Here is a 14,358-nt window from a genome sequence, read left to right on the forward strand (position 1 = left end):
TAGCGAAAGGGACCGGAGTTGAACAAAAATGCCTGGTCCGGGGTCTGAATAGTCCTAAGGAGTGGGTTCCATCCTCCGGTTCGAACGGTCAGTACGACGTAAACAGACTCACAAAAGAGCCATTTATTACCAATGCATAAAATACGTTCACTTTCGCTGCAAAGCATTTCTGTTTTCATTGCACTCTATCTTGGGATCTTGTTAAACCTTCCGATTTTCTTCCGCCGTTTTTACCAGTTGCATTACGACAATGTGTTGTCGATAACGGTCGAAATGGTGGCGTGTTTTGCCCTGGTTTACTTCCTTTGTATGCTGCTCTCCTATACCGGCAAAACGGTTTTCCGTGTGCTGATGACGGCTATTGTGATCTCCTCCGCGGCGGCCAGCTATTACATGATCCTGTTCAATGTCGATATCGGCTACGGGATTTTGGCGGCGGCGCTGGCTTCTGATTCTATTGATTTATCAAAAGAATCCATCGGCACGCATTTTGTGGCCTGGACCGTGCTGGTCAGCCTGATCCCGGTTCTGTTGCTGTGGCTCAGCACGATGCCGGGCGCAGCGTTCAGGCAAACTACCTTCAAAAAAGTGGCGGTAAAAACCGGTCTGCTGGTGATTTCCGGCCTGCTTTGCTATATGCCGCTTCGCCTGATGGGGAAAGTGCAGGATCGCCATGACAAAGAGAACAACCGCATGATGGCGAGTTACGGCGGCGTGGTGGCGGGCACTTACTCTCCGTCCAACTGGCTGTCGGCGCTGGGGCTGTACTCTTACAGCAGCTACAGTCAGGCGGAAGACACCAAAAATCTTTATGACCCGTCGAAACATTTCACTTATACCGCGCCGGCAGATGCCAAAGATATGTACGTGGTATTCATCATCGGCGAGAGTGCGCGTCGCGATCACATGGGCGTTTACGGTTATGATCGCGACAACACACCAAACCTCGATAAAGAGAAAAATCTGGTCGCGCTTCAGGGCTATTCCTGTGATACCGCCACCAAGCTTTCCCTGCGTTGTATGTTTGTGCGTGAAGGTGGCGCTTCCGAAGCGCCGCAGCGCACATTAAAAGAGATGAATGTCTTCTCCGTGCTGAAAAGCAACGGCTGGAGTTCTGAGTTGTATTCCATGCAAAGTGAAGCCTGGTTCTACAACAAAACCCGCGCCGATGATTATTCCTTGCGTGAAAATATCGCCTCTGAAAAACGTAATGCAGGCAAGCCGGTGGATGACATGTTGCTGGTCGATGAAATGAAAGACTCGATGGCCAATCATCCGCAGGGCAAGCACCTGATTATTCTGCATACCAAGGGATCGCATTACCTGTATTCAGACCGTTATCCGCGCTCATTTGCCAAATATCAGCCGGAATGTATGGGCATCGATGACTCCTGTTCAACGCAGGAGATGATCAACGCTTACGACAATACGCTGCTGTATACCGACTACTTCCTGTCGCAGGTGTTTGATCAGCTGCGCGATAAAAACGCCATTGTTTTCTACGCCTCCGATCACGGCGAGTCCATTTCCAAAAGCATGCATTTCCACGGTACACCGCGTGAGCATGCGCCAGCCGAGCAACGTACTGTGCCGATCATGGTCTGGGCATCAGACAAATTCCTGTCAAACGACCAGAACAAAGCAGGTTTCGAACAGCTGCAAAAAATGGCGGCTGAAAAGAAACCGGCATTCCATGAAAAACTGTACGACACCATTCTGGGCTGTATCGGCTACACCTCGCCAAACGGCGGGATCGTAGAGCAGCACAACTGGTGCCATACGCCTGAACCGTCATCACCGGCGAAGTAACACCCTTAAAATCGCCGCCTTTTTCTGATGAATAAGAAAGGCGGCGACATCCTTCTGGTCGACACCCTGTTTTTAAGCCACAATCGGTGAGAAAATTTTAAATTTTGTTTTTTATCAGGGCTGATAACCGATGCAAGCACTCCGAATTATCGTCTGCGTTCTGACGGTCATCATGACCTTCCTGACGCTGCTTCCTCTTTCTAAAAATCAGCGCTGGTGGGTGCGTGTTTGGGATTTCCCGCGCCTGCAAATGGTTTCCCTGTGTCTGCTTTTTCTGCTGACTGAACTGCTGATTTTGCCGTTTGACGGCGTGCTGACCGGCGTTGTGATTATCCTGACGGTCGCCTGCATGGCGTATCAGGGCTGGTGGATATTGCCTTACACCCGTTTGTACCGCGTGCAGGTGAAGAAGACGGTGCCCAACGGCCATTCGCGTATCAAAATCATGAACAGCAATGTGCTCACCACCAACCGTGAGACCGCGCAGCTGCTCAGCCAGATTCAGGAACATAAACCGGATATTATCGTGCTGCTGGAAACCGACCAGTGGTGGGAAGACCAGATGGCGCCGCTGGAGGCCGATTACCCGTACAGCCTGCGCTGTCCGCTGGATAATTTGTACGGCATGCACGTCTATTCCCGTTTGCCGATGCACGGCGAGCAGATCCAGTTTCTGGTGGCGAAAGACATTCCTTCGATGCATTTCCGTGCCGAACTGCCGTCGGGGGAACACGTGGTGCTTCACTGTCTTCATCCGAGGCCGCCAAGCCCCACCGAAGCGGATGAATCGACCGCCCGTGATGGCGAGCTGATCGCCGTCGGGCATACCGCCGCGAAAGCGCATTTTCCGACCATTGTGACCGGTGATCTGAATGACGTGGCCTGGTCGCGAACCACCCGTTTATTCATGAAAATCAGCGGGCTGCTCGATCCGCGTCGTGGCCGCGGGATGTACAATACTTTCCACGCCAGCTATCCGTTTTTGCGCTGGCCGCTGGATCACGTTTTCCACAGCAAAGATTTCACGCTGATTGACCTGAAAAGGCTGGATTTCATGGGCTCCGATCACTTCCCGATCCTGGTCGAACTGGCGCTGACGCCTTGTCTGGGTAAAGATCAGGAGCCGCTGGAAATCGAAAGCGATGATCTTGAAGAGGCGCGGGAAAAGCTGGAGCTGGCGGGTGTAAAACTCACGGATATCTATCCTGCTAATAAGAAAACAGGCCAATAAAAATCCGGCCAATAACAAATAATGTGAGGGCTTACGGGCGTTAACCATGACCACTGAACGTGATCGTTTACCGCTGGCGGAAGACTTGCGGGTTTTTCTGGCGGTGGTGAACAAGCAAAGTTTTGCCGCTGCGGCGACCGAACTCGGGCAGTCTCCGGCCTATGTCAGTAAGCGTATTCAGATCCTCGAAGAGGCGCTGAACACCCGTTTGCTGCATCGTTCGACCCGTGGCGTGCGCCTTACCGAAGACGGTGAACGCGCACAGCGCTGGGCGCTTCAAATTCTCGACACGTTCGATCAGTTCATCGGTGATGTTTCAGATTCCCGCAGCGAGGTGCGCGGCAACGTGCATATTTGCAGTTCGTTTGGTTTCGGGCGCTGCCATGTCGCGCCCGCCGTTGCCGAACTGGCCGAACGTTATCCGCAACTCAATCTGCGCCTTGATCTGTTTGACCGGGTGGTCGATCTGGTCGCCGAAGGCATTGATCTCGAAATTCTGGTCGGCGACGACATTCCCGAACAACACATCGGTAAAAAACTGGCGCAGCATCAGCGCATTCTCTGCGCTTCACCGCAGTATCTGGCGGCACACGGCGAACCCGATTCGCTGAACGCCCTGACGCAACACCAGTGTCTGGTGCTGAAAGAGCGCGATAATCCGTTTGGCATCTGGTCGCTGACCGGCGAAGGGCAGGAACAGCGCATCCGGGTGAAAGGCGTGTTGTCCTCTAACAGCGGCGAAGTGGTATTGCAGTGGGCACTGAAACACCACGGCATTATTTTGCGCTCTGAGTGGGATGTCCGGCCTTATATCGACCGGGGCGAACTGGTGCAGGTTTTACCGCAGTTTTCCCAGCCCGCCAGCGTCTGGGCGGTCTATCCCACACGGCTGGCAGATTCTGCAAAACTGCGGGTATGCGTTGAATTCCTGCACGACCGTTTTAGCCAGTTACTGCAATAAAGCCTTCACGCCAGCCACGGATTACGCTGCAAATGCATCTGCTGAAATTCACGAATTTCATCGCTGTAGCGCAGCGTATTACCTACCGCATCCAGCCCGTTAAGCAGGGACATTTTGCTCAGTTCATCGATGTTAAACGCAATGTGTTGCCCGTCGTGCAGGCCAATAGTTTGCGCCGGTAAATCGACGATAATTTCGTTGCTTTCTGCCTGCGTAACCTGTTCGGCCAGCTGCGCCCACTGCTGTGGATCCAGCTGCACGGTGAGCACGCCGTTACGCTGACAGTTGTCGAAAAAGATCCCCGCAAACGTGGTGCCAATCAGCGCCCGTATCCCCAGCTGTTTCAGCCCCCACACCGCATGTTCGCGGCTTGAGCCACAGCCAAAGTTCGGGCCGACCAGCAGGAATTTAGCCCCATGCCACGCTGGCTGGTTGAGGATAAACGCCGGATCGGGCGAGCCGTCGGCCAGAAAACGCAGATCGAAAAACACGCCTTTATCCAGCCCGCTGCGGTCGATGCCTTTTAGAAACTGCTTCGGCATAATCACATCAGTATCGACGTTAGCCGCCGGGAAGGGCGCAGTCGCGCCGGTTAACACGGTAAATGCTTGCATGATTTTCTCCTCACACTTCACGAACATCAGTCAGATGACCGCAAATTGCGGCGGCGGCAACCATCGCCGGGCTCATCAGATGGGTCCGCGCACCGGCACCCTGACGGCCTTCGAAATTACGGTTGGTGCTTGATGCGCAACGGTCGCCCGGTGACAAAACGTCGTCATTCATTGCCAGACACATCGAACAGCCGGACTGCCTCCACTCAAAACCGGCCTGAATAAATATTTCTGCCAGCCCTTCGGCTTCAGCCTGCGCGCGCACCTGACTCGAGCCGGGAACGATCATCGCCCGTACCGCAGAAGCCACTTTTTTGCCACGCACAACGTCGGCGGCGGCGCGCAAATCTTCAATACGCGCATTGGTGCAGGAGCCGATAAAGGCGTGGCTGATGCCAATGCTGTTCAGCGGTTGCCCGGCGCGTAATCCCATATAGCTGAGTGCACGTTGCAGATCTTTGCGCCGCGCGGCATCCGGTTCGGATTCCGGATCGGGTACGCGTCCGCCAATCGCCAGCGCCTGATCCGGGCTGGTTCCCCAACTGACCATCGGGGCGATATCTCCGGCGCGCAGCTCAACTTCGCGGTCAAACACCGCGTCCGGGTCACTGCGCAGCGTGCGCCAGACTGCGACGGCTTCGTCCCATTGCTGGCCTTTTGGTGCGCGGGGTTTATCTTTCAGGTAAGCAAACACTTTATCGTCCGGTGCCATGAACGCACCGCGCGCACCGGCTTCCACCGCCATATTGCAGATGGTCATGCGGCCTTCGACGCTCAGCATATCGATGCCCTGACCGCAGAATTCGATAGCGTAACCCGTTGCGCCAGCCGCCCCGATTTTAGCCACCAGCGCCATCACCACATCTTTGGCAGTAATGCCGTTGTGCAGCGTGCCATTCACCGTGACGCGCAAGGTTTTCAGGCGTTTGTAAACCAGCGTCTGGGTCGCCAGCAGATGTTCAATTTCTGACGTGCCGATACCAAACCCGAATGCGCCCAGCGCGCCATACGTTGTGGTGTGGCTGTCACCGGCGGCAATCACCATGCCCGGTAAGATAAAGCCCTGTTCCGGCGCGACAACGTGTTCAATGCCCTGACGGGAATCGAGAATATCAAACAGCTCGATGCCAAATTCTGCGCAGTTCTCGGCGAGATAGGAAACCTGGCGTGCACCACCGGCGTCCGGCATCTGCCGTGTGCGCAAAGGCGCAGTCGGGTTGACGTGATCGACCACTGCCAGTGAGGTTTCCGGCCGCCAGACGCGACGACCCGCGTCACGCAAACCGCTGAAAGCCTGCGGGCTGGTGTACTCGTTAATTACCTGCCGGTCGATGTACAGCAACACATGTCCTTTGTCGTCCAGCGTGCGGACGGTGTGGCTGTCGATGTGTTTTTCATACAGCGTTTTTGGCTTCATTTCATTGCCCTGATGAACGTAATGGATAATGCCAGCGTCGCAAACTTATCCGTTATCAGGCAACAGCCTGAGTGTGGTGTCTCAAAACACAGATCGTGAAGCGGCAATCTTCATTTGTGACCTTGTTGCTTAAAGGCCAGCGACTAAGATGGGTAAAAAGGAGAAAACCCATGTTTGAACATTTTACCCAAGGCCGTATGCAGGTCAGCGGAACGGAGATCGCCTACCGGCTCGCCGGGCAGGGCGAGCCTTTGCTGTTACTGCACGGACACCCGCAAACGCAGGCGATCTGGCATAAAGTCGCGCCGTTTCTGACGTCTCAGTTCACCGTCGTTCTGGCCGATTTACGCGGCTACGGCGACAGCGGCAAACCCGAACCCGACGATGAACATCTGCGCTACAGCAAACGCGAAATGGCGCAAGATCAGCGGGAATTAATGGCCGCACTCGGCTTTAACCGGTTCAGCGTTATTGCCCATGACCGGGGTGCCCGTGTGGCGCACCGGCTGGCGCTGGATCATCCGCAGGCCGTTAAACGTCTGGTGCTGCTGGATATCGCGCCGACACTTTCGATGTATCAGCAAACCAATGAGGCTTTTGCCCGTGCTTACTGGCACTGGTTTTTCCTGATCCGACCGGCACCGCTGCCGGAAACGCTCATCACCGCCGATCCGGACCAGTATCTGCGCAGCGTCATGGGCAGTCGCAGCGCCGGTATGCAGCCTTTCACCGACGAAGCTTACGCAGATTATTTGCGCTGTCTGCAACAAAATGGAACGGCGCGCGGGATTTGCGAGGACTATCGGGCATCGGCAGGTATCGACCTGCAACACGACCAGGAAGATCTGAATGCGTCTCGCAAACTGCGTTGTCCGTTGCTGGTGCTTTGGGGCGAAAAAGGCACGGTCGGCCAATGTTTTGCACCGCTGGAAGAATGGCGAAAAGTCGCCGAAGACGCGCAGGGCGAAGCGCTGCCTTGCGGCCATTATATTGCCGAAGAACAACCGGAACTGTTGCTGGAGAAGGTATTGCCGTTCCTGCGATAGGATGGCGCACATTAAAATCCGGTCGATGCCTTAACAGACGTGTTACAGACAGCGCATAAGGCATGATACAAAGAGATATTCTTCGGGATATCTCTTTTTTTTGCAGCCAGAAAACGGCGAATTCAGGTAAGGGCGGGGCATCTATTCATGAGCGAATCTTCATCTCTCCACTGGCAGGATTATCACCACAGCGAACTTAACGCCGCACAGATTTACGCCATTCTGGCCCTGCGCAGCGAAGTGTTTGTGGTCGAGCAGACCTGTGTTTATCAGGATATCGACGGGCAGGATCTGGCTGGCGAAAATCGTCATGTCGTCGCATGGCTCGACGGGAAACCGGCGGCGTACGCGCGTATTTTGCGTCATGAGGATGATGTTGCCATCGGGCGGGTGATCGTCGCGCCTTCCGCCCGTGGCCTGAAACTGGGCTATCAGTTGATGGAACAGGCGCTGGCGGCGTGCCAGAAACACTGGCCGGGTGAGCGGATTGCGATTTCCGCGCAGGCGCACTTACAACAGTTCTACGGCAGACTGGGGTTTGTGGCGTATACGGAGATTTATGATGAAGATGGGATCGCGCATGTTGGGATGGAGTTTAAGGTTTAGTTTTCAATTTCAACTTCAACTTTAAGGTCAAAACCGTGGGCGTCGGCCCACACCGACCAAAGACCCGGTAACGCGCGGGTCTCTGGACTCTGCGCTTTTTTAACTGCGCGCTACCGCTGGCTGGCACTGTTTCAGGTACCACAGCTATTGCCGCAAAATCCCGCCGCTGCGCGGTTCCCTGCACTCGGGTTACAAACCACGCGAAAAAATACGCGGTTTTCCACCTCTCGCTACGGCGTGGTTTTTGAAAGCGGCCAATAACTTTCTAATTCGCAACCTCACCACTAATTGTTATTCAAAATGCCTTTGAATTTAGATAAGCCTCCGGCCGCTTTCAGAAAGCTTGCCGAGCGAAGCGTTTCGAGACCTATGGCTCGAAACCGAGTAAGGGAACCGCGTAGCGGCAAGTTTTCGCGGCAATAGCAGCGGCATCTGAAACATAGCCATCAAGCGGTAGCGCGCAGTTAAAGAGCCCGGGATTCTCAAGGGGCGCGGCGACAGGCGCTCCTTGAGGCCAGTTTGGGCGGCGAGCCCAAGGTCTTGCCGGTTTGGCTGGCAACCCAAGGTTTTGACCTGAGCTGAGTGAGCACCGCTCATGAAAAACCGCTCTACTCCCAATAGGCTGGTAAGCCAAACTTCTCCACCAGATAATCAATCACCACCCGCACCTTAACTGAAGCCCTGCGGGCATTAGGATAAAGTGCCGAGATAGTTTGCGGCTCAGGTGATGTCGAAACCTGATATTCAGGCAACACGCTCACCAGCGTTCCCGCGCGAAGTGCATCGCCAATCAGCCAGGTCGGGAAAACGACTAACCCCATTCCGCCGATGGCCGCCTGCGTCAGGGTTTCAGCGTTATTGCTGGTCAGAGCACCGCGCAGGTTCCAGGATCGCCATTCTTTTTCCGGGTGGCGGAAGTACCACCGCTGGGAACCGGCAAATCCTTTAAAAACCAGACAACTGTGGTTAGAAAGATCGTCCGGCGTGGCCGGTATTCCCGCGCGGGCGAGATACGTCGGGCTGGCGGCGAGGCGGAAGTTCTGGTGCCCGAGCGTTCGCGCCTGAAGGGTGGAATCGGCCATGACGCCGATTCGGATCAGCAGATCGACGCTGTCCTGCAACGGATCGATAAAATCATCCGTCTGCATCAGTTCGATGTTCAGCCGGGGAAAACGCGTATTCAGTTCCGGCAGCCAGGGTGCAATATGACGCTGACCAAAAACCACCGGCGCATTAATGCGCACCAGCCCGCCCGGTTCGCTGCTTTGCTCCTGCAAATCCTGTTCGGCGAGATCTAGCTGTGCCAGCACCTGACGCGCATGCTCCGCCAGTAACTTTCCGGATTCTGTCGGGCTGACCGCGCGCGTGTTGCGGTACAGCAGCTGCGTCTGTAATGCCTGCTCCAGTTGGGCAATAACGCGCGAAACCGTCGACGGGGACATGGCTTCACGCCGCGCCACTTCGGAGAAATTCCCCTGTTCGAGCACCGCGACAAACAGGCGCAAAGACTGAATGTTGATCTGATTGAAGCTTTTCATCTGTGCGATTCCTGCAAAGGTATTTTCCTGATTGTGCTGTTTTTCGCATAACGTTGTCACGCTATAGTCGCCGCTTCTGAAATACCGGGCAGCAAAAATAATGAGAACAGGACAATGATGAATCTGATGTTAATTCCGCTGGTGGTGCTGGCGGGTATGGGGCTTTCACTGGAAGCGGGGCTTATCGGCCCGCTGGGCACGGAGGTCGGGCATTTGTGGGCAACGCTCAGTATTTTTGGCGTCGGCGCGGTGCTGACGGGTTTGCTGGTGCTGTTTTTCAGCCCACGTAATGCGCCTTCTTTCACTGAGCAACCCGGCTGGCAGCTGCTCGGCGGCGTGCTGGGACCGGTGTATGTCGTGGTGCTGACACTTGCGACGCCGGTAATAGGTATCGGGATGACGATGATCGCAATTTTATCCGGGCAGGTGGCGAAAAGTGTTCTGATCGACCATTTCGGCTGGTTTGGTACACCGCATAAAAAAGTGGGCGGCGAACGCTTGCTGGCCTTGCTCTTTATCATTGCTGCACTTGTTCTGATTGCCTGGGGTTAACCAATGACTGAAATGATTATGATTGTTCTGGCTATCGTGGCCGGTGCGGCGCTGAGTATGCAGGCGGCGGTCAACGGGCAACTGGGCGAAAAGGTCGGCGTTCTGAAAAGCGCATTTCTGACGTTCAGCGTCGGCGCGGCCATCACGGCGGTGCTGATTCTGTTTCTGCAAACGCCGCAGCAGGCAACGTTGCTGACCGTACCCAAATGGCAACTGATGGGGGCGTTATTTGGTGTGCCTTACATCATTGTGATGGTAACCGCGGTGCCGCGGGTAGGGACGGCGGTCGCGACGGTCGCCGTGATTTTAGGGCAACTGGCAATGGGAATGCTCATCGACAATTTCGGCTGGCTGGATAACCCGCAAATCGCGCTGTCGTGGCACCGTCTGGCGGCGATCCCTTGTCTGATTATCGCGCTGGCGCTGATTTACCGGAGCAACCGGAAAGCGGCATAAAAACCGGGCGATTTGCCTCATGCTTTATGGCGGGTAAATTATTGCAGACGCGGGTCGAACATCATGGACTCGCGCTCTACGGAATCCAGCAACTGCGCGAAATCCGGATGTTGCGGATTGAGCAGCACATTATATTCCGTCGGGACAATGACCGACGGAACCCTCAGCCCGACGTATTCACCTTCAGCCAGCCACGCTTCACCCTGACGCTGCGTGCTGTCCGGCGGAGAAGGGCTGCGCCAGTCGGCCGCCAGTTCGTTGACTTCCAATGTGTCGAGCAGCGATTCCGGCACCTCAATACTGAGCAGCGTATATGAGCGCATCAGCATGCTGTTTTGCAAATGCACCAGAATTTCCAGAATCGCCAGCGAAATGCTGGTGGTCAGATACACTACCGGCCTGCCGGGCGGGTTCCACCGGCCACCGTAAATCTGGGCACCGGCACCCGACCAGGCGGTGGCTAAATGTTGTGTCTGAACAATACGAAACAGCTTCAACTGAATACCCCGTGCTGAAGACGGCCAATCAGCCGGTTCACTTCCACCGCGCCTGCTTCAGACGATAACAGCTCCAGCGGTCTTGACCCGGCCAGCGCCGGGGCCGGGCGGGTGATCCAGTCCAGCGCTGAAACACGGTCACCTTCAAACAGATCCGTAGCCGCATCAATCGTGCGAACCAGACGCGCCACGCGCTCACTTTCATCGCTTTTCAGCAACCCGTTTCCCGCTTTACGCCGCGCATAATTGCGCTCGTTAATTCCCATTATTTCCAGCAAAACCATTTTCGGCCACCCCAGCTCTGTGTTCAGGCGGTTGATACTATCAACCGGAAAACCTTTCTGTATGGCATTTAGCAAACTGACTCCGCTGCCTGCGGGAAGCCCCGCAGATTCCCACAGCGGCGTTGCAGGTTGTTTCATTTGGCTGGAAGACAGCCCGGTAATTTTTGAACTCATGATGTCGGTCTCCGCACCGTTAATTGTCATAACTATAGCATGACAATTAACGGTGCGGTGCTTTTGTGAGCACGGTTACTTTCAGAGAGAAGACACATGAATGAAATGGCTGTGAAACATAAGTGTGATCAATGTCACGTTGATCATGTATCAGGATGAAACAGAAATTGACAAACCTTGACCAAATCTATTTATTAGCTAAGAAAAGTTAACTCTTGTAGGAAGTAACTGGAAATTGCAGATTTTATGCACTAAGTGCAGCAATCGGTTGCGGATCACAGTTTTAGGGTTTTATTTATGCAACGTCTGAAAGTGGCAAGGCGTTGTCCCACCCCCGCTTCTGGTGAAAATATGAAAAATAAAATTATTGCAGCAGGCGCTTTGATGGCTTTGTCCTACAGCGCGACCGTGCTCGCTGATGATAGCAAGGGCGAATTTGTTTCAGACTGGTGGCACCAGAGTGTCAACGTTGTAGGCAGCGCCGACACCCGTTTCGGACCGACTCTGCGTAACGATGTTTATCTTGAATATGAAGCGTTTGCGCACAAAGACTGGTTTGATTTCTACGGCTATATCGATATTCCTAAAACCTTCGGTGCGGGTAACGGTAACGACACCGGTATCTGGGACAAAAACGGTTCTCCGCTGTTTATGGAAATCGAACCGCGTTTCTCTATCGATAAGCTGACCGGCACTGACCTGAGCTTTGGTCCGTTCAAAGAGTGGTACTTTGCGAACAACTATATCTACGATATGGGCCCGGACAGCAATAACCGTCAGAACACCTGGTACATGGGTCTGGGTACCGATATTGATACTCATCTGCCGATGAGCCTGTCTCTGAACGTGTATGCGAAATACCAGTGGGAAAACTACAGCGCAGCGAACGAAAACAGCTGGGACGGGTACCGTTTCAAAGTGAAATACTTCGTTCCTCTGACACAGCTGTGGGGCGGTAACCTGAGCTACATCGGGTTCACCAACTTCGACTGGGGCTCCACGCTGGGCAACGACGATTTCCGTGACCTGAACGGCAACAAAGCGCGTTCTAACAACTCAATCGCGTCCAGCCATATCCTCTCGCTGAACTACACACACTGGCATTATTCGTTCGTGGCGCGTTACTTCCACAACGGCGGCCAATGGGCTGACGGCGCTGAGCTGAACTTCGGTAACGGTGATTTCAGCGTGAAATCTACCGGCTGGGGTTACTACGGCGTGATCGGTTACAACTTCTGATTTCAGTTGTTAACCATGAAAACCCGGCTGATGCCGGGTTTTTTGCGTTTCTGACCCCCTGATAATCCCGCGCATGACACATTTTTTTATCTATTGAGTGAAAAATGAACACAACTACAGGCGATCCTCTCGCGCCGTTGTGGCATAATGCGCGCCAAATCACATTTCCCAATGAAGAGCGAGCGTTGTGCTAAGTACTTACAACATCACCATGCAATTCGGCAGCAAGCCGTTATTTGAAAACATTAACGTCAAATTTGGCGGCGGTAACCGCTATGGCCTGATTGGCGCGAACGGTTGTGGTAAATCCACTTTCATGAAAATCCTCGGTGGCGATTTAGTGCCATCCGGCGGCAACGTGGTTCTCGACCCGAACGAGCGTCTGGGTAAACTGCGCCAGGATCAGTTCGCATTCGAACAGTTCAGCGTTCTGGACACCGTGATCATGGGCCACGCCGAATTGTGGGAAGTGAAGGAAGAGCGCGACCGCATTTATGCCATGGCAGAAATGAGCGAAGCAGACGGCTACAAAGTGGCTGATCTGGAAGTCGCTTACGGCGAGATGGACGGCTACAGCGCCGAATCCCGCGCCGGTGAACTGCTGCTGGGCGTGGGTATTCCCGTTGAGCAACATTATGGCCCGATGAGCGAAATCGCACCGGGCTTTAAACTGCGCGTATTGCTGGCGCAGGCACTGTTCTCTGACCCGGAAATTCTGCTGCTCGACGAACCGACGAACAACCTGGACATCGATACTATTCGCTGGCTGGAGCAGGTGCTGAACGAGCGTAACAGCACCATGATCATCATTTCGCATGACCGTCACTTCCTGAACATGGTGTGTACGCACATGGCGGATCTGGACTACGGCGAATTGCGTGTTTATCCGGGCAACTATGACGAATACATGACGGCGGCAACGCAGGCTCGTGAACTTCTGAGTGCCAACAACGCCAAGAAAAAAGCGCAAATTGCCGAGCTGCAATCGTTCGTCAGCCGCTTCAGCGCCAACGCCTCCAAATCTAAACAGGCAACTTCCCGTGCCCGTCAGATTGATAAAATTCAGCTCGACGAAATCAAAGCGTCCAGCCGCCAGAACCCTTACATGCGCTTTGAGCAGGACAAGAAATTGTTCCGTAACGCGCTGGAAGTGGAAAAAATCACCAAAGGTTTCGACAACGGCCCGTTGTTTAAAAACCTGGGCCTGATGCTGGAAGTCGGCGAGAAAGTCGCGATTCTGGGTGCTAACGGTATCGGTAAATCGACCCTGCTGAAAACGCTGGTCGGCGAGCACGAACCGGAAAGCGGTTCAGTGAAATGGTCTGAAAACTCAAAAATCGGTTACTACGCGCAGGATCACGAATACGAATTCGACGATAGCCTGAACGTGTTCGACTGGATGAGTCAGTGGAAATCCGAGAAAGACGACGAGCAGGCCGTGCGCGGTGTTCTCGGGCGTCTGCTGTTCGGCCAGGACGACATCAAGAAGAAAGTGAAAGTGCTTTCCGGTGGTGAGAAAGGTCGTATGTTATTCGGGAAACTGATGATGCAACGTCCAAACATCCTGATCATGGATGAACCAACCAACCACCTGGATATGGAATCTATCGAGTCACTGAACATGGCGCTGGAAATGTACGAAGGCACGCTGATCTTCGTTTCCCATGACCGTGAATTCGTGAGCTCGCTGGCGACGCGTATTCTGGAAATGACGCCGACCCGTATCATCGACTTCTCCGGTAACTACGAAGATTACTTACGTAGTCAGGGTATTAATACCTAATCGTTGATTCTGAATAAAAGGCCGTAACGGTTAACGTTGCGGCCTTTTTTTATGTCTCAGAAATAATGTTTTAGAATTCAATATATAAACTCTTTTATATTGATGAGGTGAATGAATTAAATAATATAGCTGCATAATAAAAGTTATAGGC

The 14,358-nt window shown here is 53.9% G+C and carries 14 protein-coding genes; 9 read left to right on the forward strand and 5 right to left on the reverse strand.

Annotated elements, in window-relative coordinates:
• Positions 1-132 precede the first annotated feature (132 nt).
• From eptB to BV494_RS02260, 3 genes are all read left to right on the forward strand, one after another.
• Positions 133-1,809, forward strand: coding sequence for a kdo(2)-lipid A phosphoethanolamine 7''-transferase (gene eptB, locus BV494_RS02250; protein WP_104921380.1), 1,677 nt, complete (start codon positions 133-135; stop codon positions 1,807-1,809).
• 130 nt (positions 1,810-1,939) lie between these two features.
• Positions 1,940-3,040, forward strand: coding sequence for an endonuclease/exonuclease/phosphatase family protein (locus BV494_RS02255; RefSeq protein ID WP_104921381.1), 1,101 nt, complete (start codon positions 1,940-1,942; stop codon positions 3,038-3,040).
• A gap of 46 nt (positions 3,041-3,086) precedes the next feature.
• Complete coding sequence (locus tag BV494_RS02260; RefSeq protein WP_104921382.1) at positions 3,087-4,001, forward strand: LysR substrate-binding domain-containing protein; 915 nt, start codon at positions 3,087-3,089, stop codon at positions 3,999-4,001.
• A 5-nt stretch (positions 4,002-4,006) separates the two neighbouring features.
• Here BV494_RS02260 and leuD read toward each other — a convergent pair whose 3' ends face one another.
• Both leuD and leuC read right to left on the reverse strand, forming a co-directional pair.
• Complete coding sequence (gene leuD / locus BV494_RS02265; RefSeq protein ID WP_104921383.1) at positions 4,007-4,615, reverse strand: 3-isopropylmalate dehydratase small subunit; 609 nt, start codon at positions 4,613-4,615, stop codon at positions 4,007-4,009.
• Positions 4,616-4,625: 10 nt separating this feature from the next.
• Positions 4,626-6,032, reverse strand: coding sequence for a 3-isopropylmalate dehydratase large subunit (gene leuC / locus BV494_RS02270; RefSeq protein ID WP_104921384.1), 1,407 nt, complete (start codon positions 6,030-6,032; stop codon positions 4,626-4,628).
• 170 nt (positions 6,033-6,202) lie between these two features.
• On the opposite strand from leuC, the gene BV494_RS02275 reads away from it, so the two are divergent.
• Positions 6,203-7,078, forward strand: coding sequence for an alpha/beta fold hydrolase (locus BV494_RS02275; RefSeq protein WP_104921385.1), 876 nt, complete (start codon positions 6,203-6,205; stop codon positions 7,076-7,078).
• A 147-nt stretch (positions 7,079-7,225) separates the two neighbouring features.
• Positions 7,226-7,684, forward strand: coding sequence for a GNAT family N-acetyltransferase (locus BV494_RS02280; protein WP_104921386.1), 459 nt, complete (start codon positions 7,226-7,228; stop codon positions 7,682-7,684).
• A 608-nt stretch (positions 7,685-8,292) separates the two neighbouring features.
• Here BV494_RS02280 and BV494_RS02285 read toward each other — a convergent pair.
• Positions 8,293-9,222, reverse strand: a complete 930-nt coding sequence (locus BV494_RS02285; RefSeq protein WP_104921387.1) for a LysR family transcriptional regulator — start codon at positions 9,220-9,222, stop codon at positions 8,293-8,295.
• A 117-nt stretch (positions 9,223-9,339) separates the two neighbouring features.
• On the opposite strand from BV494_RS02285, the gene BV494_RS02290 reads away from it, so the two are divergent.
• Positions 9,340-9,774, forward strand: a complete 435-nt coding sequence (locus BV494_RS02290; protein ID WP_104921388.1) for a DMT family transporter — start codon at positions 9,340-9,342, stop codon at positions 9,772-9,774.
• Between the two features lie 3 nt (positions 9,775-9,777).
• Entirely contained in the window at positions 9,778-10,230 is a 453-nt protein-coding gene (locus BV494_RS02295) for a DMT family transporter (protein WP_101075994.1), read from the forward strand.
• Positions 10,231-10,268: 38 nt separating this feature from the next.
• On the opposite strand, the gene BV494_RS02300 is transcribed toward BV494_RS02295, so the two are convergent.
• Both BV494_RS02300 and BV494_RS02305 read right to left on the reverse strand, forming a co-directional pair.
• On the reverse strand, positions 10,269-10,727 hold the full coding sequence (locus BV494_RS02300; protein ID WP_104921389.1) for an RES family NAD+ phosphorylase: 459 nt from the start codon (positions 10,725-10,727) through the stop codon (positions 10,269-10,271).
• A complete protein-coding gene (locus tag BV494_RS02305; RefSeq protein WP_104921390.1) occupies positions 10,724-11,185 on the reverse strand; it encodes an Xre family toxin-antitoxin system antitoxin in 462 nt (153 codons plus the stop codon). The genes BV494_RS02300 and BV494_RS02305 overlap by 4 nt, the downstream gene beginning before the upstream one ends.
• Before the next feature lie 351 nt (positions 11,186-11,536).
• On the opposite strand from BV494_RS02305, the gene BV494_RS02310 reads away from it, so the two are divergent.
• Positions 11,537-12,424, forward strand: coding sequence for a nucleoside-specific channel-forming protein Tsx (locus BV494_RS02310; protein WP_104921391.1), 888 nt, complete (start codon positions 11,537-11,539; stop codon positions 12,422-12,424).
• A gap of 187 nt (positions 12,425-12,611) precedes the next feature.
• Positions 12,612-14,207, forward strand: a complete 1,596-nt coding sequence (locus tag BV494_RS02315) for an ABC-F family ATPase (RefSeq protein ID WP_104921392.1) — start codon at positions 12,612-12,614, stop codon at positions 14,205-14,207.
• Positions 14,208-14,358: the final 151 nt, after the last annotated feature.

This window comes from Rahnella sikkimica (genome assembly GCF_002951615.1).
Taxonomy (GTDB): domain Bacteria; phylum Pseudomonadota; class Gammaproteobacteria; order Enterobacterales; family Enterobacteriaceae; genus Rahnella; species Rahnella sikkimica.

Excerpts from the sequence above, each read along its gene's own strand:
- eptB (WP_104921380.1), top strand. The coding sequence starts at position 133 with ATGCATAAAATACGTTCACTTTCGCTGCAAAGCATTTCTGTTTTCATT.
- BV494_RS02255 (WP_104921381.1), top strand. The coding sequence starts at position 1,940 with ATGCAAGCACTCCGAATTATCGTCTGCGTTCTGACGGTCATCATGACC.
- BV494_RS02260 (WP_104921382.1), top strand. The coding sequence starts at position 3,087 with ATGACCACTGAACGTGATCGTTTACCGCTGGCGGAAGACTTGCGGGTT.
- leuD (WP_104921383.1), bottom strand. The coding sequence starts at position 4,615 with ATGCAAGCATTTACCGTGTTAACCGGCGCGACTGCGCCCTTCCCGGCG.
- leuC (WP_104921384.1), bottom strand. The coding sequence starts at position 6,032 with ATGAAGCCAAAAACGCTGTATGAAAAACACATCGACAGCCACACCGTC.
- BV494_RS02275 (WP_104921385.1), top strand. The coding sequence starts at position 6,203 with ATGTTTGAACATTTTACCCAAGGCCGTATGCAGGTCAGCGGAACGGAG.
- BV494_RS02280 (WP_104921386.1), top strand. The coding sequence starts at position 7,226 with ATGAGCGAATCTTCATCTCTCCACTGGCAGGATTATCACCACAGCGAA.
- BV494_RS02285 (WP_104921387.1), bottom strand. The coding sequence starts at position 9,222 with ATGAAAAGCTTCAATCAGATCAACATTCAGTCTTTGCGCCTGTTTGTC.
- BV494_RS02290 (WP_104921388.1), top strand. The coding sequence starts at position 9,340 with ATGAATCTGATGTTAATTCCGCTGGTGGTGCTGGCGGGTATGGGGCTT.
- BV494_RS02295 (WP_101075994.1), top strand. The coding sequence starts at position 9,778 with ATGACTGAAATGATTATGATTGTTCTGGCTATCGTGGCCGGTGCGGCG.
- BV494_RS02305 (WP_104921390.1), bottom strand. The coding sequence starts at position 11,185 with ATGAGTTCAAAAATTACCGGGCTGTCTTCCAGCCAAATGAAACAACCT.
- BV494_RS02310 (WP_104921391.1), top strand. The coding sequence starts at position 11,537 with ATGAAAAATAAAATTATTGCAGCAGGCGCTTTGATGGCTTTGTCCTAC.